This is a genomic window from Clostridium lapidicellarium (assembly GCF_041224415.1).
GTDB lineage: Bacteria > Bacillota > Clostridia > Clostridiales > Clostridiaceae > Clostridium_B > Clostridium_B lapidicellarium.
This window is the reverse complement of sequence record NZ_JBGFFE010000015.1, coordinates 54,536-76,607: the sequence shown is the minus strand read 5'-3', so window position 1 is coordinate 76,607 and position 22,072 is coordinate 54,536. Positions and strand designations below refer to the sequence as shown.

At 38.0% G+C, this 22,072-nt stretch carries 19 protein-coding genes and 2 pseudogenes; 2 read left to right on the top strand and 19 right to left on the bottom strand.

All coding sequences use genetic code 11. From position 1 onward, the window contains the following. Positions 1 to 67: 67 nt before the first annotated feature. From AB8S09_RS10765 to eutM, 8 genes and pseudogenes are all read right to left on the bottom strand, one after another. Complete coding sequence (locus tag AB8S09_RS10765; protein ID WP_294183073.1) at positions 68 to 520, bottom strand: glycerol dehydratase reactivase beta/small subunit family protein; 453 nt, start codon at positions 518 to 520, stop codon at positions 68 to 70. A gap of 23 nt (positions 521 to 543) precedes the next feature. Beyond that, positions 544 to 2,373 (bottom strand): diol dehydratase reactivase subunit alpha, encoded by a 1,830-nt coding sequence (locus AB8S09_RS10760; protein ID WP_294183071.1) that lies wholly within the window; start codon positions 2,371 to 2,373, stop codon positions 544 to 546. A 14-nt stretch (positions 2,374 to 2,387) separates the two neighbouring features. Next, on the bottom strand, positions 2,388 to 2,915 hold the full coding sequence (locus AB8S09_RS10755) for a diol dehydratase small subunit (RefSeq protein WP_294183069.1): 528 nt from the start codon (positions 2,913 to 2,915) through the stop codon (positions 2,388 to 2,390). A gap of 11 nt (positions 2,916 to 2,926) precedes the next feature. Continuing rightward, positions 2,927 to 3,601, bottom strand: coding sequence for a propanediol/glycerol family dehydratase medium subunit (locus AB8S09_RS10750; RefSeq protein WP_294183067.1), 675 nt, complete (start codon positions 3,599 to 3,601; stop codon positions 2,927 to 2,929). Between the two features lie 19 nt (positions 3,602 to 3,620). Continuing rightward, entirely contained in the window at positions 3,621 to 5,285 is a 1,665-nt protein-coding gene (locus AB8S09_RS10745) for a propanediol/glycerol family dehydratase large subunit (protein ID WP_294183066.1), read from the bottom strand. A gap of 56 nt (positions 5,286 to 5,341) precedes the next feature. Beyond that, a pseudogene (locus AB8S09_RS15850) lies at positions 5,342 to 5,467 on the bottom strand (propanediol utilization microcompartment protein PduB); the annotation flags it as partial. A 1-nt stretch (position 5,468) separates the two neighbouring features. Next, positions 5,469 to 6,338, bottom strand: a pseudogene (pduB, locus tag AB8S09_RS10740) (propanediol utilization microcompartment protein PduB); the annotation flags it as partial. A 16-nt stretch (positions 6,339 to 6,354) separates the two neighbouring features. Then, complete coding sequence (eutM, locus tag AB8S09_RS10735) at positions 6,355 to 6,636, bottom strand: ethanolamine utilization microcompartment protein EutM (protein ID WP_294183062.1); 282 nt, start codon at positions 6,634 to 6,636, stop codon at positions 6,355 to 6,357. A 335-nt stretch (positions 6,637 to 6,971) separates the two neighbouring features. Here eutM and AB8S09_RS10730 point away from each other — a divergent pair, with 335 nt between their 5' ends. Both AB8S09_RS10730 and AB8S09_RS10725 read left to right on the top strand, forming a co-directional pair. Further along, entirely contained in the window at positions 6,972 to 8,192 is a 1,221-nt protein-coding gene (locus AB8S09_RS10730; RefSeq protein WP_369869102.1) for a sensor histidine kinase, read from the top strand. A gap of 27 nt (positions 8,193 to 8,219) precedes the next feature. Then, positions 8,220 to 9,788, top strand: coding sequence for a response regulator (locus tag AB8S09_RS10725; protein ID WP_369869101.1), 1,569 nt, complete (start codon positions 8,220 to 8,222; stop codon positions 9,786 to 9,788). Between the two features lie 25 nt (positions 9,789 to 9,813). On the opposite strand, the gene AB8S09_RS10720 is transcribed toward AB8S09_RS10725, so the two are convergent. The 11 genes from AB8S09_RS10720 to fdhF all read right to left on the bottom strand — a co-directional run bounded on the left by AB8S09_RS10720 (position 9,814) and on the right by fdhF (position 21,894). Then, on the bottom strand, positions 9,814 to 11,241 hold the full coding sequence (locus AB8S09_RS10720) for a sigma-54 interaction domain-containing protein (RefSeq protein WP_294183075.1): 1,428 nt from the start codon (positions 11,239 to 11,241) through the stop codon (positions 9,814 to 9,816). Between the two features lie 311 nt (positions 11,242 to 11,552). Beyond that, on the bottom strand, positions 11,553 to 12,080 hold the full coding sequence (locus AB8S09_RS10715; RefSeq protein WP_294183056.1) for a 4Fe-4S dicluster domain-containing protein: 528 nt from the start codon (positions 12,078 to 12,080) through the stop codon (positions 11,553 to 11,555). Beyond that, positions 12,062 to 13,480: a [FeFe] hydrogenase, group A gene (locus AB8S09_RS10710; protein ID WP_294183055.1), complete on the bottom strand. Its 1,419-nt coding sequence runs from the start codon at positions 13,478 to 13,480 to the stop codon at positions 12,062 to 12,064. Before AB8S09_RS10710 ends, AB8S09_RS10715 begins: the two co-directional genes overlap by 19 nt. Positions 13,481 to 13,512: 32 nt before the next feature. Further along, positions 13,513 to 14,070 carry a 4Fe-4S dicluster domain-containing protein gene (locus tag AB8S09_RS10705; protein WP_294183054.1) on the bottom strand — a complete coding sequence of 186 codons (558 nt, stop codon included), beginning with the start codon at positions 14,068 to 14,070 and terminating at the stop codon, positions 13,513 to 13,515. Between the two features lie 60 nt (positions 14,071 to 14,130). After that, positions 14,131 to 14,886, bottom strand: coding sequence for a 2Fe-2S iron-sulfur cluster-binding protein (locus AB8S09_RS10700; protein ID WP_369869100.1), 756 nt, complete (start codon positions 14,884 to 14,886; stop codon positions 14,131 to 14,133). 14 nt (positions 14,887 to 14,900) lie between these two features. Further along, on the bottom strand, positions 14,901 to 16,700 hold the full coding sequence (locus AB8S09_RS10695; RefSeq protein WP_294183052.1) for an NADH-quinone oxidoreductase subunit NuoF: 1,800 nt from the start codon (positions 16,698 to 16,700) through the stop codon (positions 14,901 to 14,903). Next, positions 16,693 to 17,190 carry an NADH-quinone oxidoreductase subunit NuoE gene (gene nuoE, locus AB8S09_RS10690; RefSeq protein ID WP_294183050.1) on the bottom strand — a complete coding sequence of 166 codons (498 nt, stop codon included), beginning with the start codon at positions 17,188 to 17,190 and terminating at the stop codon, positions 16,693 to 16,695. Before nuoE ends, AB8S09_RS10695 begins: the two co-directional genes overlap by 8 nt. Positions 17,191 to 17,230: 40 nt before the next feature. Beyond that, the gene (gene fdhD / locus AB8S09_RS10685) at positions 17,231 to 18,019 is read right to left on the bottom strand and encodes a formate dehydrogenase accessory sulfurtransferase FdhD (protein ID WP_294183048.1); all 789 of its coding nucleotides are present in this window, start codon (positions 18,017 to 18,019) and stop codon (positions 17,231 to 17,233) included. Further along, the gene (mobB, locus tag AB8S09_RS10680) at positions 18,012 to 18,551 is read right to left on the bottom strand and encodes a molybdopterin-guanine dinucleotide biosynthesis protein B (RefSeq protein WP_294183046.1); all 540 of its coding nucleotides are present in this window, start codon (positions 18,549 to 18,551) and stop codon (positions 18,012 to 18,014) included. Before mobB ends, fdhD begins: the two co-directional genes overlap by 8 nt. Next, positions 18,529 to 19,728: a molybdopterin molybdotransferase MoeA gene (locus AB8S09_RS10675; RefSeq protein ID WP_294183044.1), complete on the bottom strand. Its 1,200-nt coding sequence runs from the start codon at positions 19,726 to 19,728 to the stop codon at positions 18,529 to 18,531. Before AB8S09_RS10675 ends, mobB begins: the two co-directional genes overlap by 23 nt. A 30-nt stretch (positions 19,729 to 19,758) precedes the next feature. Continuing rightward, a complete protein-coding gene (fdhF, locus tag AB8S09_RS10670; protein ID WP_294183042.1) occupies positions 19,759 to 21,894 on the bottom strand; it encodes a formate dehydrogenase subunit alpha in 2,136 nt (711 codons plus the stop codon). Between the last annotated feature and the right edge of the window lie 178 nt (positions 21,895 to 22,072).

Here is a 22,072-nt window from a genome sequence, read left to right as displayed (position 1 = left end):
AATACCAAGGGCCTTTCCACTCATAAAAATCCCTCCCTTGTTAAATATGGAGTAACTATATAAAATTTTAAGAAATATTTAAATTATTTAAATTAAAGTCCTTCAAAACAGAAATGACTGCCGATTTAACCTGGTTCCTCATATCTTCCTCGCCGTTATCCTCAAAAGATTTAAAGGGCATGATTTTATATAGTCTAGCAGCATTACAACCAATCTCTCTGGCTTTATTTTTTTCATTGTAATCAAGTCTTATATCCATAAGAGGATGATTTTCTTTAAGTTTATTATAATGAAGTACTATTCTGTTATTTTTAATTGCAATAGCTATTCCCATTCTCGATTCTTCAGAAGCTTCATAAGCGATTTTAACCATATTATCCAGTGTAAAACTCATATCCTCCAATTTATATGGAATTCCCTCTTCTTCCAATCCTGCCAGAATCTCTTTTAAAAGAGATTCTGCAGGATTATCAGTACATACATTTACACTTGGTCTATTTTTATTTACATTGCCAATCATAATAAATTACCTCTTCCATGCCTTTACTTACCAGGATGTAATCTCTGATAATAAGCAATTACCAATCCTGTAGCTACCGCATTTCTCGGTCCCATGCTTCCTCGTATATTACCGCTTCCGCATATAACTCCATAATGGGACAATTCATCGGATATCATTTCAGGTATTTCAAAGTCCAATGCAGATCCTCCCACCAGCACTACAAAATCCACCGATCTTATATCATGATTTGGAGCTATATCCTTTAAAGCCCTTTTGATATTTGTCACAAATACCTTTTCTTTAGCTTCTCTCCTGACCATTCTTATTTTTTCTATAGAATGTTTAGTTGGAATTGGAACCATTTCATCCCTGTCTTTTACAATAACGTTCCGTGCAAATAGTGAAGTATCCAGCTGATTTTGATAAAAACAAACATTTCCGTCTTCATACCTTATATTAAATAAGCTTTCAACTTTGGCCAGAGGGTATCTCTTTATATCTTCCGCCAGACTCATATCATTTAGTCCCAATTCTGAATTAATAAGCATTGTAACCATTTCACCCGCTCCTGCATGGTGAGTGGATCTTATATCTCCGTCCTTGCTCATATAGGCAGAATCAGTTGAACCTCCTCCTATATCAAGTATTACCAATGGTTTATCCGTACCCGGAGTAGTAAGCGCTCCCCTAACTGCTACATTTGCTTCAACTCCGCCTATTATAACTTTTACCTTAGTTTCTTCTTCCAGTTTCTTGGCAATACTCTCCATAGGTAATTTGCTGGTCTTTACCATAGCTGCCAATGCCACCGCATTTTCAAGGGAAAATTCACCGGCCACTCCTCCCTGGACTTTTTGGGGTATAAAGGTATCAACTGCCAGAATATCCTGAATTTTTACATCATTTATATTCTGACTTGTAAGTTCGCTCATCACCTGTCTTACCCTCTCCAGCATTCCGCCTACATTGGTTCCGGCCTCGCCTGTTACATCCTTGAGAGGCCATACTCTCTCCAATTCCTTCATTATAGCTTCAGAACCATTTTCTATGGGAACTTTTTCCTTCTGTCTTTCTCCCATGAGTATTAATTTTCCCGCAGGTATAACTCTCTCTTTTACATCTCCTTCAGGTGTTCTTATGACAACGGCGGATCTATTTCCAATCAAAGCCCTTGCTATTGGAATTACATGTTTTGTCTCTTCCGGTGAAAGTTTAAAAACAGTAGCCAGACCATAGGGATTAGACAGCACTTTTATAGTTTTACCGGCAGAGGCTACTTCCACTGCTGCCAGCATGCCCATAGGTACTTTGTCTATATAGGATACTTCATCCACAATTGGAATATGTTTTTTCAACCTGTTGTTTATTATGACTCCATCATCACCCTGCACTATGGCAGCAGTAATATCAATATTATTGTCAAAAGCTTCATTTAACTTCTTTGCAGCAGTTTCAAAATCAACTTTTCTAGGAATCACACAGATTACGGGTTCATTTGCTGACATACCCTCCAATTCATCCAGATATACAGTTTTCCCTACTCCTATTCCCATACCTCCTGGGGTATCTGGGTTATGCCCTATCATGGTAGACTCCGTAATAACCGTTTGAGTTATGGTCTCCATGGCCACATCTCCAATAACCGGAGTAGCTTCATTTATACATATAATCTGCAAATCTGCCATATTTATATTTATGTTCTTACAAGCATCTCCAAGAGCTTTTACTACTCCTGCCACATTATCCAGAGTTCCCTTAATCCCTGTGGTTTTAACTATACTACTTGTTTTAAAATTCAATTTGTCTTCCACATCTGCAATTGCAACTTCTGTAGTAGAATTCCCTATATCAACTCCTGCTACAAATTTCAATGTATACCACCTGCCTAAGATCTAAACATATGTCTCTTTTCATAAACTTCTGCCGCTTCTCTTACAAGTGAAGCATTTATTTTAGCATTGTATTTACTTTCAAGTTCATCTGCTATATTTAAAAGTTCCTGTTTTGTCGATCTGTGAGGTCTTAAAGATCTATATATCTCAAGTACCCTATCATCTGGAACCTTTGTAAGTTCAGCCGCCCTTCTAAAGTTTTCTCCAAGCTGCTTTCTTCCATCTGATTCAGCTATCTGTGCCTGAGCCAAAAGCACTTCCGGAGTTATTTTTATATCTTCTGGCGTTATATTTCCATTTAAAACATCTTCCAGTTTTACGTCCTTTATGGTCTTTCCGGTCTTTGTCTTTACAAGTTCAGGTCTTTTCTGACTTAAAGGATAATCGTCCTTTGAATTTAAGTTTTCACCGGTTGAAAAAGAAGATGCACTGTTTTGAGCCGTTTTATTCACATTCCCGCTGGAATTTACGTTCTTTAAAACTTCGTTAACTATCTGTTCTATCACATCGCTATTAGCCATAATTTTCACCCCTATTCAAAAATTACTTTCAGTTCTACAGGTTTAGCACTTCTATCTACATGTTCAGTTTCCTTTATGTGAAGTATTGCTGCTTTTGCCTGATATTTAGGCCTTGCCATCTGATCATTCACAACTGGAACTGGATCCGGGGATTCTCCCTTGGCATATTTAGCTGCATTTTTTCCAATTGCCCTAAAAGTCTTCCTATCTATAAGCGGTGCCTGTGAAAACAGCTCTAAGTTGTTAAGAGGTTCAAGATCTTTCTGGTGAATAACTGTGGTACCCTTTGACTGAATTCCTATTCCAATGCCGGAACCACTGTATTCAGCTGCAGTATGGGCTATAAAAGCCACGTCAGAAGTATTTAAAACCCTGATAAACCTAAAGGAAACCCCCTCTTCTTCTATTCCTGCCAAAATCTCTCTCAAGACTTCATTGTGAGGTATTCCCACTATAGTTTCAGTCTGATATAATCCAAAAGCCGGTGCCAGACCTATTACAACCTCATCGCTTCTCTTGCCTTTTTGGGCCGAACCTGCATTCTCTATTTTCATATTTCCAACTTTTGAAGCAGGAGCACTGCCTTCCACAGAAGAACTATCCTGATTTCCACCAGATTGTAATTGCTCTACAACTTTTTGTACTATGGATTTTATTAATTCCTCGTTAGATACTGAATTTACCATATTCCAATCCCTCTCTTCCTTACATTTTTTCGGGATCTAGAGCAAATGTTATATCTTTCAATTTGTTCCATCTTTCTCCCTCTAGCCTATAGCCAGTTCCAGGTCCCATATAATCATTTTTATTATTAACAGCACTTATCACATTGAACTTGTCATCAAATATTGAAGACGGCTGCAGATAATCACCTGCTATCCTCTGCTTCAATATGCCAAGCACTCTCTCTGCAATATCTTGGAATCCACCTTTATAAAGTCCCTTTACAACATCAAGTCCCGTCATTCCTCTGGACAATATCTCCTGTGCTGCCTTAAGATCTTCTACTACATTTCTAGCCGGCATATCCTTACTGCCATGAGCATAAGTTGCCGCCTCAACTTCTTCATCGGTTATAGCAGGAAGTCCCAGCTGTCTAAACAGTGCCTGCATTGCTTTGGCTGCCTTGTTCCTGATGGCTATAACATCCTCTTCCTTTACCGGCTGAAGTCCTCCATCAACTTTTAAATCCCTTTGAAGAACCAGCCAGTCATCGTAATCTTCTGCATCCCAGTTTGAACCTGCAAACATATTGTCATAATTTGGAGTTGCACTGTAACCAGAACATATGAAATCAGTTCCAGGCAGGAATTGCATCATAGTTCTCGCCGTTTTTCTAATCTGGGAATGTGTAAATGTCTGGTCATTACTTGAAGCAACTTCAAGATCCAGCATTTCAGTTATAAGATTTTCTCCAAGTACTACCCTTATACCTCCTGGTACTGCTGCAGGTACACCTATGCAGCTCACTGAACCATTTTGAAGGCCTTGAACTCCAGCACCCTTGGTCATCATTATGCACCTGGCTTCCAGATAAAGCATGGATTTGCCCTCTGCATACCCCATCTGAACTTCAGAACCTGTACCGGAAGTAAACCTCATCTTGAGTCCCCTTGAAGCATAGGCAGATGCCAGAAATGTCTTGGAATATGGAGTATCATCACCATCTACAAATACATTTTCCGTACCATATACAGATATTGTCTCCGCATAAGCTGTAAATCCAAGCATTCCCAATTTCAGTTCCGTAGCTTCTTCCAGAGAACACTGCGTCAAGACTCCTGCCCTTCCTGTCTGGGAACCAACCAATATTGCAATGGCATTGAAAGGAGCATACCTAACAATACCCACAGTGGTTTCCATTTCACCAAATCCTCTAAGTGCCGCCTCTGCCGCATCTGCCGCAATCTGTACTGGATTATCACGTATATTTGTAACATGCGCCTGATTGGAAGGTGTTTTCCTGGCTCTCATCTTCTGGAGGGCCATCATCATTTCAACTACATTTAACTTGTTAACTACTTCTACCAGTTTTGCTGCAGTAAGAGACGTGGTGATCTTTATTATCTCATCTCTGGAAACATTTATATCTACAAGCATCCTGGCAATATCAGTGGAATCAAGAGCCATGGCCTTTTCTGTATTTTCTATATTTATTGAGTGATCTGCCAAAAAAGTATCTATAAAATCAAAGTCTTCTCTTTTTTTACCATCCATCTCAACTATCTTTCCATTTTCCACTTTTACACTTGGAACTGGATCATTTGGACTTCCTACTGCAATGAGTCCAACTTCCGGCCACTCTTTAGTATAGCCGTCTTGGTGCACCGGTCTTTTTTCCAGCACCTCAAATCTCTTTGATCTCTTCATTAATTAAGTACCTCCTTAATAAACACATTTAATCCCTTTTTGCCGTTAGCACTGATTTAAATATAAGGCTTACCCGTAGTAGATACAGGATTTTGCCCCATAGCTCTTGCTATGGACAGTCCTACTTCTCTGGCAGCAATCACGGATTGTCTTACAGCTCCTGAATCTCCAGTTACNCTTACCCGTAGTAGATACAGGATTTTGCCCCATAGCTCTTGCTATGGACAGTCCTACTTCTCTGGCAGCAATCACGGATTGTCTTACAGCTCCTGAATCTCCAGTTACAGTTATGATAACCTCATTTGTAAATGAAGTCCCTCCATTTCCCGGGCTTGCATAACTTACCAGATCAACGTTTGCAGTTTTAAGTGCCGTATCTGCCATAACAACTCCAAGTCCTGCCGGAGCCCCTACTATTATGCCGAAGGACTTTCCTATTGGAGCGCCGAATGCCTTGTTAAGCGCATAACTTGCCCTGGCAGTGTAGTGAAGTTCCACGTGGCCTGCATCAAATCCATACACATCTCCAAAAGTCCTGTTTGTATCTCTAAGTGCAACTTCAACTGCCCTCCTGGAATCCGATACATCTTCTGACGCCAATATGATCAAAGCACCATGTCCTGCTCCGCCCTTGGTATCTCTTGGAAGTTCAATACTCACAACCTCCGTATTAGTAGCTTTTACGGCTTCGTCCGCAGCCATTATCTGCGGACCAGCCCCTGTTCTGTCGCTTATAATTCCTATAGAGCGGTACCTCTTGTCAATGCCCATTTTTTCATGCAGAGAACTGTCGACATTTGCAATTACGAGTCCAACTGTGTCTCCATAGTCTGCCGTTCCAACAAATTCAGTTATCGGTGATGGTGTACCCATTGAATCTACCTCCTTCTTTTCATTCACTTTATTTTCTTCCTGAACATGACTTTTTTGATTTTTAATTATATTTTCAGCTGAAGATTTTACAAGCTTATTCAGTTGTTCCCTGTCAAGGTTTTTCACGTCAACTTTCTTCTCTATTTCGTCTAAAATCTTCTTTATCAATTCATTATCCATAATATCTACCTCTTAATTATTCTGAAATGCTGGGCAGTATTTTCTCTACATCTGTATGAGGTCGTGGAATAACGTGTACTGATACAACTTCTCCTACTCTTTTGGCTGAAGCTGCACCGGCATCCGTAGCTGCCTTTACCGCACCTACATCACCTCTTACCATAACGGTTACAAGTCCTGCGCCAATTTTTTCATAACCAATAAGAACTACATTTGCTGCCTTTACCATTGAATCAGCAGCCTCTATTGCTCCAACTAATCCTCTTGTTTCTATCATTCCTAATGCTTCTTGTCCCATAGGAACACCTCCATCAAAATAATATTAATTTCAATATTAATTTTACATTACTTTCATCTACTTATTTTGCAAATTATTGCTCAATTTAATACATATATTAACTAATTTAACTTGTATTTTTTATATCTATTTATGTACTTTTTTTACATTTTGATTAAAAATTCTATTTGATAAATTTATATTTCAGGTTATAATTATATATAGTTATAGAATTTACGGGATTTAAAGTATTTTGTACAAAATTTACTGTTTTAACAAAAATATACCTTAAAGATGTCACTTATCTGCTTTTTTATAACGTGTACACGAGCAAAATGAAAGGAATGTAAGCTTATATGTACAACTTAGAGCAATATAAATTGGACGAAATAATTGATGCCAATTCACTTCAAGATATACAGGACAAATATTCCAAGTTGACAAATTTATCTACTATAACCGTAGATAGACAGGGTGTTCCAGTTATCAAGCCCAGTAATTTTTCAAAATACTGCAACTTAATTCGTTCTTCCAAAGAAGGATACAGAAGATGTATAACCTGCGACGCCATGGGTGGATTACAGTCTTCCAAGCTTAAAAAGCCAATAATTTACCGCTGTCATGCAGGACTTACAGATTTTTCTGCTCCTATAATTGTAAACAATATACACTTGGGGTCAATGCTTTGTGGACAAGTATCTATAAAAGAAAAGGATACAAGAAATTCAATTGATTTACAAAAGCTTTCAGAAGAACTATGTTTACCGGTGGACAAATTGGAATCTGCTTTAAAAGAAATAAATACCGTATCCTATGAAAAGGTAAAAAATTCAGCTGATTTTATGTATATGTTTGCCAACCTCATTGCCAAAATGGGAGTTGCAAATATCACCCATTCCAAGCTTCTGCAGGAAACCAAGGAAAAGATGAAGTTTCAACAATTAGCCAGAGATATTCAAATAAAATCCATTCAATCTCAGATAAATCCCCATTTTTTATTCAATACGTTGAATACTATGGCCAGCATGTCACTTCTTGAAAATTCCAACAGCACCGTGGAACTCATATATGCACTGTCGGACATATTGAGATACAGTTTAAAAAATTCCGATAAGATGGTGAATATATCTGTAGAAATAAACAATATAAAAAAATATCTCTTCATTCAGTCTGTAAGATTTAAAGATAAATTGAAGTACAAGATAGATGTGCCAAAAAATCTCTTGAGTTGTAAAATTCCCGCCATGACACTGCAGCCCATAGTTGAAAATGCAGTCATACACGGTATAGAACCTAAAAAAGAATCTGGAAAGATTTATATAAATTCAAAAATCAAATTTGGAAACTGCATAGTCTTTAAAATTCAGGACAACGGAATGGGAATAGAGGCCGACAAATTAAAATCCCTCAAAAACAAAATAAATTCCACAAACAGGGATGATTCAAATATCGGTATGGGGATTCAAATAGTTCAGGATAGAATTAAATATTATTTTGGAGCACAATACGGAATTGACATTAAAAGTTCTCCAGACAGTGGGACGATAGTTTATATCAAAATTCCATTAGTCTATTAAAATTTAGTGGAGGTGACCATCTCAATAATGTATAGATTATTAATTGCAGACGATGAAACACTGGAACGTCAAGCCATGAAACTTGTGTTGAAAAGAACATTTAAAAATCTCGACATTGTGGAAGATGCCAAAACCGGAGATGAAGCTATACTATTGGCCAAAAAATATAGCCCTCATATAATTATAATGGACATAAAAATGCCTAATAAAAACGGTCTCGAGGCCCAAAGAGAAATATCTAAATTTCTACCAGACGTAAAAACCATTATATTGACTGCCTATGATGATTTTAACTTTGCACAGGATGCTATCAAACTTGGCGTAAAAGATTATATTTTAAAACCTGCAAAGCCCTCAGAATTAAAAAATTCCATAAACAAAATATTGACTTCAATTAAAAAGGAAAACAGTAATTTTACAGCCGCATCTGTAAACAGCAATAAAACCGACCTCGACAAAAATACGATTCATGCTGCCATAGACTTTATAAACCAGAATTTCAGCAAAGATATAAACCTAGAAAATACTGCCACAAAAGTTCATCTCAGTCCGCAGTATTTCAGCAGATATTTCAAATACAACACAGGTGTAAATTTTATAGATTATCTCTCCAGAATCCGCATAAAAGAATCAAAGAGGCTTTTAACCACCACAGAAAAGAGTATAAGAAGCATAGCTCTCAGCGTTGGATATACGGATCCGGCATATTTTAGCAAGGTTTTTGCAAAGCATGAGGGACTATCACCGAATAAATACAGATCCCTAAAGAGAAGCAGCAATTTAAATTCAATTTATATCAATTTGGATTTAGACGATATGCAGGAGAAATCCCCACACACATATAAGATTGAAAACATGATAAAATTGATAAATGAATTTACTCTGACCTCAACCTACAACAGGATTCAGGAATTAAATAATATAAGGATTTTTGACACACCGCTGGTTGGAGTTTCCGAAGCCAGGGATCCGTTGTTTCTAAAATTAAAGGACAATAAAGTAGTGGATCCGAAACACCTGACTCCCAAAGAGTGGATGCCCGAAGCAAAATCAGTTATATCTTACTTTTTACCTTTTTCCCCAGCTTTCAAAAACATACTTAAAAACAAAAAGTCCGTCTCTTCGCTGGAATGTATTTATGAAAAATTTGAGGACACCTCATTTATCAATATGCTTTGTAAATTTATATCTAAAAATATAGAGGATATAGGAGGAATTTCTCTCATTCCCTCCATGAGTCCGAGGTTTTCAGTAAAAAATTACAAGAGCAACTGGTCCGAAAAACACATAGCATTTATATCAGGACTTGGAACTCTCAGCCTGAATAAAACCCTTATAACCAAAAGAGGTTGTGCAGGCAGACTGGGAAGTATAATCGTAAGTATACCTTATAGAGCTACAAAGAGAGCCTACAGAGGTATTTATGACTATTGTAACTCCTGTGGAAACTGTATAGAAAAATGTCCCTATTATGCCATCAGCAAATACAATAAAGATAACAGTACCTACGTCAATTTTCTATGCGACAGGTATCAGCTGTCGCTTCCATGTGAACACAAGATTCCCATAGAAGCCAAGAAAAGAATAGCAAGATAACTTTTTCAAAGTTCAAATACCAGTTTTAGCGGGATTCTGGCTGCTGCCGGAAACTGCTATTAACTGATATTTGTTCTTTATTCTTTGAACTGTTGTATGAATTCAGATCTATTCCATACTTTTTTATCTTTCTGTATATAGTGGCTTTGCCTATGTCCAATAATTGAGATGCTTTAAGTGCATTGCCCCCGCAGTATTTAAGGGCATTTTTGATACACTGTTTTTCTACAGCTTCTAGAGGTAAAATTCTATTCTGGAAATTGTTTTCTGAAATTTTGGCATTCTCTGCATTTCTCTCTATAAAATGTTTTGAAGTTATCATATTCCCTTCACAGAGATAGTAAGACCTTTCCACTACATTTCTAAGTTCTCTTATGTTTCCCCTAAAATCATGCTGATTTAATTCTACCACGTAGGACGAGTCTATATACTTGGGTTTGGAAGGATTTTTCACATTCAATTTATTTACAAAATACTGTGCCAGAAGTTCTATGTCATCTCTTCTGCTCCTTAAAGGCAAAAGGTGTATACTCATTACATTCAACCTATAATACAGATCGCTTCTGAAATTTTTATTTTCCACTTCGTCCTTAAGTACTTTGTTTGTGGCCGCAATCACCCTTACATCAACCGGTTTTTCATAATTCCCCCCGACTCTTACTATTTTCAGATTATCCAGGACCCTTAAAAGTTTAGATTGAATATCCAGCGGGAGTTCACCTATTTCATCTAAAAATATGGTACCGCCATCCGCCAGTTCAAATTTACCTGGATTTCCGCCCCTTGATGCCCCGGTAAAAGCGCCTTTTTCATATCCGAACAGTTCACTTTCCACAAGTTCCCTAGGTATAGCCGCACAATTGACAGCTACAAAGGGTCCCCTGCTTCTGCTGCTGTAATTGTGAATGGACTGTGCAAATACCTCTTTTCCCGTTCCGCTTTCACCTTCTATAAGTATATTGCAGTTTGTTCTGGCTGCTTTTTTAGCCAAACTTATAATAGTTTTAACATTCTCGTTTCTGGTGATTACATCATCAAAAGTAAAAGAAGCCTTGTATCCAACCACATTGTTCACCATCCTGTGGAGATTTCTGGTATCCCTAATAGCAAGTACCAGCCCTATTATTCTTCCCCGTAATTTTACAGGGACCAAGTTTACAACACACCTTATTCTTTTACCATTTATATAAAAACTACAATCCTGTGAAAATTTGTTTTCTCCCGTAAGTACTACAGATTTCAATACGTCATCTTTTAGTATCTCGTTCAAGTAAGTTGTATATATAGTTTCCTCCTTTATACCCAATATTTTGACGGCTGTAATATTGACTTTTTTTATTAAAAGGTTCTCATCTGTAATTATGAGTCCATCATAGCAGCAGTCAAAAATTGCCTGAAGTACAAAAGAGGATATATCATATTCCAATATACTATCCATATCAATTCTGCACATGTTACTCTCCTCTTGAATAAAATCAGAATCTTCCACTATTTTATCCCTCCCCAGACAAAGTATATCATATCCCCGCACTAAATAGAAGATTTCTTGTATCAATTTGAGAAATATTTTTTAATATATCATAATGATATCATATTTATATCATTATGATATATTAAAAAATTCAAACAACAGCTTATGGTCTTTTACAGGCTGGCACTAAAATTGCTTTTAATTTAAAATACCAGTGAATATATGTTTGAAGAATTACTTGATGGGTAAATTACAAAAGTACAGCCTGCCCACTGTACTTTTGTAATTTCAATTCAGGATTTTTTATCCTCACCGGTTATCAATTTGAGAGCTTTTGTCGGGCATACTTCTAGACAGGCAGGTCCCTCTTTTCTGCCTGCACAGAGGTCACATTTATTAGCCACCACCCTCTTTTTCAAACCTGCTATAGTTTTATCTGTATTCACTGTTTTTAAATTTTTCTGAAAAATCTGCTCATTGTTATCATACTGATTTACAAGTTCCACAGCTCCATAAGGGCAAACCACCATGCAGCTCTTACATCCTATACATAAATTTTTATCTATGGACACATATCCATTTTCATTGTCGATAGCTTTTACCGGACAAACAGTGGCACATGGGGAATCATCACACTGCCTGCACTGTATAGGTGCACTCACTCTAGCAGTTTTTATAACATTGAGCCTTGGATTAAAATTAATATCCTCAACATCCTTGTAAAAAAAATCTTTTCCAGAGTGTACAACGGCACAGGCTGCTTCACAGGTTCTGCACCCTATACATTTATTGGAATCTGCTATTATGAAACTATTTTGCATTGTGAATTTTCCCTCTTCCTGTTTTTATATTCGGTATGAAGCAATTCATGAGATCTATATCCTAAGGGCTCTCCCAAAAAATCTTCATATACCTTCTTTATTGCCGGATTCTCATGGGATTTTCTGATGGAAAGATTGGAGTCGTGTACATACAAACCTTCTTTCCTCCTGCTATAAGCTCTTTCCTTATCCGCCTCAAATATGATCTTAGGCTGACCTCCCCCGCTTATACACCCCTGCGGACATGACATAACTTCTATAAAATGGATATGGCATTTTCCATTTTTTACGCTCTTCAATACCTCCTTTACATGTTTTAATCCAGAAACCACTGCTACTTTCAATCTAAAATCACCTAAATCCACCTGGGCAACTCTAAATCCCTCTCCTCCTCTCACCATGGTTAAATCTATCCGTGGAATTGGTTTTTTTGTATACAACTCATATCCTGTTCTAAGTGCCGCTTCCATAACACCCCCGGTAGATCCAAATATAGTTCCTGCACCAGTATATATTCCAAGAGGTGAATCAAATTCTTCTTCATCCAGTCTGTTAAAATCAATATTCGCATCTTTCAGCAGATATGCCAGTTCTCTTGTAGTTATGGCTATATCCACATCCCTGTACCCGCTGTCCTGCATTTCTTCTCTCTCACACTCAAATTCCTTGCAGGTACACGGCATTACAGACACAGTATACATTTTGGCTGGGTCTACTTTATCTACCTGTGCCCCATAGGTTTTAAAAATAACACCGGCCATCTGCTGGGGAGACTTGCAAGTTGAAAGATGTGGAAGAAGTTCCGGACAAGTCTGTTCCAAATATTTCACCCAGGCAGGACAGCAGGAAGTAAACATAGGCAGCACGCCCCCTTCTGTTATCCTCTTCAATAATTCGCTGCCCTCTTCCATTATAGTGAGATCAGCTCCAAAATTGGTATCATATACCCTGTCAAAGCCAAGCTTTCTAAGTGCCGCTGCCATTTTACCAGGGGTTAAAGTTCCAAGGGGCATACCGAAGTCTTCCCCGAGGGCAACTCTTACAGCAGGTGCACACTGTACAATTTTAAAAACATCTCTATTTTTTAATATATCTTTAACTTCTTTTATCTGGCTCATATTATACGCTGCAAAAAGTGGTTCATCCACATCATTCAGCAGCCCCCTGTCAAACAACCTTTTGCTCATGGGAGTCGGAACCTGATCATATACAGATTCATAGCCTTTACACATCTGAACACATTGCCCGCACATTATGCATTTATCCGCATTTATCGACTGTGGTTTACCCTCTTCTCCTTCTATAGCATCAACCGGGCAAACTTCTGCACATCTTCTGCATCCTGTACATAACTCTTTATCTATATTTACAATAGGTATACCTGTAAGCATATCTAACATCCCCCTTATTATCTGATTATTATAACAATTGATCAGTCATTTCCATTTACTTCCCTCAATTCCAAAGCTGCCTTGACATTTCTGTCTTTTTTGTTTTCTCTGGGATCTACCACCCTGAGTGCATCTTCAGGGCACTCTCTCACACAGGCGGGATCTCCTCCTTCTTCCGTGCATAAATCACATTTATAAGCTGCCAATCTCACTTTTACTCCAATTCCACCTGTAATTGTCTTGCTTTCGATTCTAGGCAGCAGATCTACAGCTCCCACAGGGCAAACCAAAACACAAGTTTTACATCCTATACACTTTCTATCATTTATAACTATACTCCCGTTTTTTTCGGTTATAGCTTCTGCAGGACATACATTTGCACAGGGCGCGTCTTCACAGTGTCTGCATTGTATAGGCATTACAGTACCCTTATTTTTTACCAAAAATCTTCTGGGAGTTACAATTCCATTCATGGTTCCAATAGTATGACCCTGATTATTTTTTCCCCTATGTTTTGCAGCACAGGCAATCTCACAGGCCCTGCATCCTACACATTTATCGGGATCTACCATTACAAAAGAATTGAGATCTGGTTTCATTTAACATACCACCTTTCATTAATTCAAAACACAATTTACAAAACATTCTTTACAATTTCATTAAACTGTCTCAAATATGTCCTTTATGTCCTTAGCAGCAATTTTCTTTTTACAGGTATTACATAAAAGTTTTTCCGGTGGAGCCATGTTCAATCTTTTATAGGCATATTTTACGTGATCTTCAGTGGCAAAATATTTTCCGCACAGATCACATTTAACCATTTTGAACTTTTTGCCCCAGATCTCTCTCTGCCCATTCCAGTCTACAACTTTTATGGCATTTGTAGGACATACATTTGCACAGGAGGCACATCCTATACATTCAGGAGAAGGTTCATCATAGGGAGTGGACACATTTTTGTATATTCCCCTGTTCACTGTAGATATGGCTCCAGCTCCCAATTTGCCGCAGGCCTTTACACACAGTCCGCATAAAATGCAATTCTCTTCCGTATTCAGTTTAAATCTCTTTATTCTTTTCTGCTCCACTTCAAAGACTTTAGCAAGTTCTGCCACTTCCTTATTGGCAGGACACCTCGCCTGAAGCAGCATGACTATATTTTTTCTCATCCTTCTTATTTTATATGAATCAGTCACAACCTCTACTTCCCTGCTTATTGGAAATATACAGGATGTAACAATTTTTGACCGTCCTCTATCTATGACCTCAACTATGCAGAGTCTGCAGCTGGCAAGATCTGGAAGTGCATCATTGTGACATAAAGTAGGTATATATATATTGTTTCTTCTCGCCACCTCCAATATAAATTCCCCAGGCTGGGCCTCACATATTTTGCCATCTATTGTAATTTTCATATTTACCTCCCCCTTTACAGAACCTTAACCGCACCAAATCTACAATTGTTGATGCAATTGCCGCATCTTAAACACTTATCCGCATCTATCACATGAACCTTTTTCACCTCTCCGGTAATGCAATCGGCAGGACAGTTTTTCCTGCATATATCACACCCGACACATTTCTCTTTGTCTATACCAAAAGTAGTAAGTTTCTTGCAAACTCCGGCCCTGCATCTCTTGTTTCTTATGTGTTCCTCAAATTCATCCCTGAAATATCTGATTGACGCTTTTACCGGATTGGGTGCACTCTTACCAAGGCTGCACAGGGAAGCTTGGCTTGTCATGGAAGATATTTCGAGAAGTTCCTCTATATCCCCTTCTCTGCCCTCGCCATTACATATATCTGTCAATATTTCCAGCATCCTTCTTATTCCCTCCCTGCAGGGTACACATTTGCCGCAGGATTCTTCCGCCAGAAAACTCATATAATATCTGGTCACATCCACCATACAGGTTCTGTCATCCATCACAATCATTCCACCCGATCCCATCATGGAATCCGCTTTTATCAGGGTATCGTAGTCAACTTTCAGATTCAGACATCTCTCGGGCAGACATCCTCCAGAAGGTCCGCCTATCTGAACAGCTTTAAACTTTCTATCATTTAAAACTCCACCGCCTATGTCATATATTATTTCTTTCAGCGTAGTTCCCATCGGCACTTCCACAAGTCCGGTATTCTTTACTTTTCCAACAAGTGAAAACACCTTCGTTCCCTTGCTTTTTTCCATGGTACCTATGGAATGATACCAATCTCCACCTTTTTCAATTATTATAGGTACATTGGCCCAGGTTTCAACATTGTTTAAAACAGTTGGATTTCCCCACAGTCCTTTTTCAGTAGTGTGTATATATTTTGCTCTAGGCTCACCTACCTTGCCCTCTATAGAAGACATGAGCGCCGTTGATTCGCCGCACACAAAGGCTCCTCCACCTCTCACTATCTGTATGTCGAATGAAAAATCACTTCCAAGTATATTTTTACCGAGCAAATTTTCTCTCTTTGCCGCATCTATAGCTTTTTGCATGTTTTCAACAGCAAGTCCATATTCATCCCTTATATAGGCAAATCCATCAGTCCCGCCTACTGCATATGCACATAGAATCATACCCTCTATTACGCTGTTTGGATCTCCCTCCATTATACTTCTATCCATAAATGCACCCGGATCCCCTTCATCACCGTTACAGACCACATATTTGGGCGTAGTGTCAATATCAGCAGCAGTTTTCCATTTGCGTCCCGTAGGAAAACCAGCCCCACCTCTTCCTCTGAGGCCAGATTTTGACACCTCTTCAAGCACTTGTCCAGGTTTCATGCTGCTGATGGCTTTTTTAAGAGCTCCATAACCTCCTCTTTCAATATAATCCTCAATATTTATAGGATCTATTTCACCTACATTTCTAAGGGCAATTTTACTTTGTCTCTTATAGAATTCACTTTCCTTATGATTTCTAAGCCTTTTTTTAGTAGAAGTTTCAAAATAGAGCAAATTGTCTATAATTTCATTATTGATCAATGTTTTTTTAACAATATCCCCTACGTCTTTAACTTTAACCTTAAAATATGCAATATCATCCGGATATATTTTAAGCACGGGGCCTTTTTCACACAATCCATCACACCCCGTGGCTTTAAGCACAACATCTACATCCGAATTCATATCTAATCTGTCTAACTGCAGTTTAAGTTCTTCATATACCTCCATACTTCCTTTGGCCAGACATCCTGTACCACAGCACACATTGACGATTTTTTTACTACTCATTGCTCCCACCTCTATATTCATCAAGAATTTTCTGAACCAACTTGGGAGTCAGATTTCCATAATACTTATCATTTATCATCATAACAGGCCCTATAGCACAGCAGCCTATACAATTAACCGTATTTATTGAAAATTTGAGATCATCCGTGGTATCCCCAGGTCTAATTCCTATTGCCTTTTCGAGCTCATCCATTACAACCATGGATCCTGCCACATGGCAGGCCGTTCCATCACAGACCGTTATTATATTTTCCCCTTTCGGAGTCAGACTCAGTGCTTTATAGAAAGTAGCCATGCCATATAACCTGCTGAGAGGAGTTTCCAGATACTGGGCCAGATTTTTCAAAGCATCTCTGGGTATATATTTATATTTTCTCTGGATGTCCTGAAGTATTGCAAGAGTATACCTCTGCTCTTTAGGATACTTTTCAATCACATCTTGTGCAGATAGATCATTGCCGCTTAAATCTTGTTTCACTGTATTTGCCATTGATATTTCACTCTCCTTAAAATTATTTGCAAGTCAATCATCACACTATTCGCTGCGGATTCGCATATACATTCATCCTTTTTCCCCTCACGAAGCCAACTAAAGTTACATTCAGAGCTTCAGCAAATTTTATTGAAAGATCGGTAGGTGCAGATTTCGATATCATTATAGGAATCCCAAATCTGGCAATTTTAAACAACATTTCAAAAGAAACTCTGCTGCTTACGAACAATATCTTGTCCCATAAAGGAATTTTTTTCATAAAAGACTCTCCGAGCAGTTTATCTACTGCATTGTGTCTGGCCACATCTTCACAGATGGATACTATGCCGTATTTATTACAAAGGGCAGCACAGTGAACTCCACCGGTATTTTTAAATGCCTCAGAATAGGATAAATTTTCCTTCATTAAATCATAAATTCTCTCCTTCTCTATATGAACGTTTTCATTTTGTACTTTATCTATTTTAAGGGAATTTATTATATATGAAAAAAATTCACTGCTCTTTTTTTCACTAAAGCTGTGAGGTATCACCTGTTTCAAGTATTTGGAAATATCAAGTCCCTCACAATTCAAAAACACTTCAGCCGTACCATTTTCCTCATGTATTTTTACACATTTTATCTCATCGTAAGATTTTATAATACCTTGAAAAGCCAGAAACCCCACAGTTAATTCTTCAAGTTTTTCAGGTGTACACAAAAGTGTAGTCAAATGTTTTCCATTTACAAATATATTTAACGGATACTCCCGTACGGCCATTTCATCCATGGTTTTTTCATATTTCCCGTCATATTTTATTACTTTAAGTTTAAGTGTTTTATCCACGTTTTGTTTCCCCCATAAAATTTGTTTCTATAAAATCAGCTATTTCATCTGCATTATTTAAATCCAATACAGGAATATCCAGTTTCATTTTCTCATCGGCGGCAACTGCTATAAAATTTGTAAAATTATTCTCGAAATCCCTGTAGAGCAAATGGGAATCTTTAGACTTCCTGTAAACTTCTATTTTGGGAAAAGCACTTTCTTTAAATCCTTCAACTATCACAATATCCACGTCCTGAAACAATCCCAAAAGTTCCTCTATGCTCTCTCTTTTTTCAATCTTTTTTATCATGGCCACTTTATTGTCTGAAGTAATTACAACATTGTCCGCCCCAGCTTCAGTAAATCTATAACTGTCTTTTCCTGGATAATCTATCTGAAATTGATGGGCATCGTGTTTTATAACACCTACTTTATAACCGCGGTTTTTAAGATCTTTTACTATTTTTTCTATCAATGTAGTTTTACCTAAATTTGAAACAGATGAAACTATGGAAATGACAGGTTTCTTATTTGAATATAAATTTGCCATTTAAGATATCCCCAGCTTTCACGGATTTAATTCCCTCTTTAATAATTATTACTCCATTTGAACGGGTTAATGTAAAAAGCGCATTTGAACTCTGACTTCCAACACTATGTGCATAATATTTTCCATCTCTTTCTTCTATATTGACATAAACATAATTGTCCCTATCTCCCTTTGATCTAAAATCATCCTCCAGGATGACCGGAAATTCTTCACTCAAGATATCCTTCCTGCCCGTCATTTTCTTCACAGCCGGTGTTACAAAAACTTCAAAAGTATTTATAACAGACAGCGGATTACCTGGAAGACCAAAAAATAGCTTGTTTTTAAAAGTTGCAAAGGTAATTGGTTTGCCGGGCTTGATCTTTACGGATGTAAACTTTATATCAGCACCTATATCGTGGAGAACATACTCTATAAAGTCATAATCTCCTACAGACACACCTCCCGAAGTTATAACTATGTCCCCTTCCTGAAAAGCATTCTTTACCGAATTCAAAATTTTTTCCCTGTTATCCTCAACTACCCCATAGGACTTTACATCTGCATTCAAATTATTTCCCAAGGCCGCAAGGGCATACTCATTGCAATTTCTAACTTTGCCTCCTGTTATTTCATCATCCACACCTACAAGTTCATCACCGGTAGTTATAACTATAATCTTAGGCTTTCTATAGCACTCTATACTGCTGTATCCCAGGGAAGCCAACATTCCTATTTCTGAAGGCCTCAAAAATGTTCCTTTTCCAAAGACGGAATCGCCTTTTCTTATCTCTTCCCCTTCTCTCAGTATATTTTTACCTCTATTAACTTTTCCACAGACTTCAAGTTCATCCTCACAAGTTTTCACTTTTTCAATTTGAATAACTGCATCAGCACCTTCGGGGAGGGCAGCTCCAGTCATTATTTTCACGGTCTCTCCAGCTTTTATTCCATTTTTAGGAAAATCTCCGGCTTTTATAGATCCAGTGATTTTAAATTTTGATACTCCCTCTTTAGTTTCAGCACTATTTAGAGCATATCCGTCCATCGCCGACTTATCAAATGGAGGTAAATTATCTCTAGAAGTTATGTTCTCCGCCAGCACCCTGTTTAAAGCCCTGGTCAATGAAACACCTTCAAATCCAAGCAGTGACGTGTTATCCAATACTGTATCCAAAGCTTTCTGCAGTTCTATCAAAATATATTCCTCCCAACTTTTCAAGTTCCTCTATACTTTTGCTTTCATCTTTTTCTTTATTTCGCTGTATTTTCTCTTTATATATTCTTCCGCTTTTTTCTGGTCATCCAGTGCTTCTATTTTAACTGCACAGTATTTTAATTCCGGAGTTTTCGACACCGGATCAAGGTTATTGCAGGTAAGTTCATTACATGCACCAATCCACCACTGATATGTCATATAAACCGCTCCCCTGTTTGCCCTTTCCGTTACCATGGCTCTTGCTAAAACAGATCCCCTTCTCGAGCTTATTCTTATAACCTGTTCATCTTTTATTTTATATTTGCCTGCATCTCTAGGGTTAATCTGCACATACCCAGGTTCATCTGCCAGCTGCTGAAGTGCCCTGCAGTTACCTGTCATGGTTCTCACTGAATAATGTCCTGCTTCCCTTACAGTGGAGAGAACCAGCGGATATTCTCTATCTACGGATTCCATAGGGGATCTCCATTCTGCAGCAAACAAGTTTCCCCTTCCCGTCGGAGTATTAAACTTATTATCTCTGTAAAGGTAGGATGTACCTGGATGATCCTCTGAAGGACAGGGCCATTGAATTCCCCCTAGTTTTTCCAGTCTGTCATAAGTTACTCCCTTAAAATTAGGGCACAAATTTCTGAGTTCATCCCATATTTCCTCTGTATTTTTATAATGCATGGGATAACCCATGGAACAGGATATTTCTGAAATTATCTTCCAGTCTGGTTTTACATCACCTTTAGGTTCCACTACCTTCCTGAATTTTTGAAATCCTCTGTCAGCACAGGTAAACACACCTTCATGCTCTCCCCAGGAAGTAGCAGGTAAAATTACATCTGCATAAAGGGAAGTTTTATTCATAAAAATATCTTGAACTACGACAAACTCCAGTTTCTCCAGGGTCTTTCTCATTTCCCCCGAATCGGGATCACTTTGGATTGGATCCTCTCCCATTATATAATAGGCTTTTAATTTATTCTCTTTAAGCGTCTTACGCGGAACCTCGGTCAGGTGGCATCCTATCTTATCTGAAAGTTTAACTTTCCAGGCCTTTTCAAATTTCTTTCTTACCTTGCTGTCAGTCACACTCTGATAACCTGGATAGACATTTGGAAGTACTCCCATGTCACAGGCACCCTGCACATTATTCTGACCCCTGACCGGACCTATACCTACATTGGCCCTTCCAAAATTTCCAGTCAGAAGTGCCAGAGAAGCCAGGCCTTTGACCACATCCACAGCTTGTGCAAACTGACATACTCCCATTCCATAGAGTATCATGGCATTTTCGGCACCAGAATACATTTCCATTGCCTTCACTATATCCCCGGCATTTACATGAGTGATTTTCTCCACATATTCAGGAGTATATTTTCTCACTATTTCGCTATATTTTTCAAAACCATCTGTATGATCTCTCACATATTCTTTATCATACAGATTTTTATTTATAAGAACATTTGCAAAGGCATTTACAAGGGCCATATTGGTCCCATTTTTTATGGGCAGCCAGAGATCCGCTATCCTTCCTGATTCAGTTATGCGCGGATCCACTACTATGATCTTTGCACCTTTCTGTTTTGCATTTACTATTCTCTTTGCAATTATAGGATGTGAAGATGCCCCATTATAACCAAAAATAAGCAACAGATCGGTGTCGTCTATCTCATGTATCCCATTTGACATGGCGCCATTTCCCAAAACATAAGCCAGACCGGCCACAGAAGGAGCATGTCAAACTCTAGCACAGTGATCTACATTATTTGTCCCCACTGCCGCCCTCATGAACTTTTGCATAATATAATTTGCTTCATTTCCGGACCCCCTGGCACAACCTGTGGCCATTATTGAGTCAGGTCCATATCTTTCCTTTATATCCGATAACCTTGAAGCTGTAAAATCAATAGCTTCATTCCACGATACTTCTTTTAACTCACCATTTTTTCTTATCATGGGCTTTTTTAGACGTGCTGTTAAAATTTTAGGATCATTTAAAAAATCCCAGCCAAAATAACCTTTCAAGCACAATGATCCCTCATTTGTCCTGCCGTTAGCTGGTTCTGCCTTAATTATTCTGTTGTTCCTTACATATAAATAAAGGCTGCACCCCGCACCACAATAAGGACATACTGTCAAAATTTTCTTATCCATATCCAACCCCCTCAAATTTTACACAAAAACCATCTCTGATGTGAATAAACTTCAAATGTATATATTCATTTTAAAATATTCAGAATTTAAAGTCAAGATTACTTTTTTTTTAACAATTTGAAATATAAAAAAGAGAGATCACTTGAATCTCTCTTATAATTTATAACCTTCATAGATT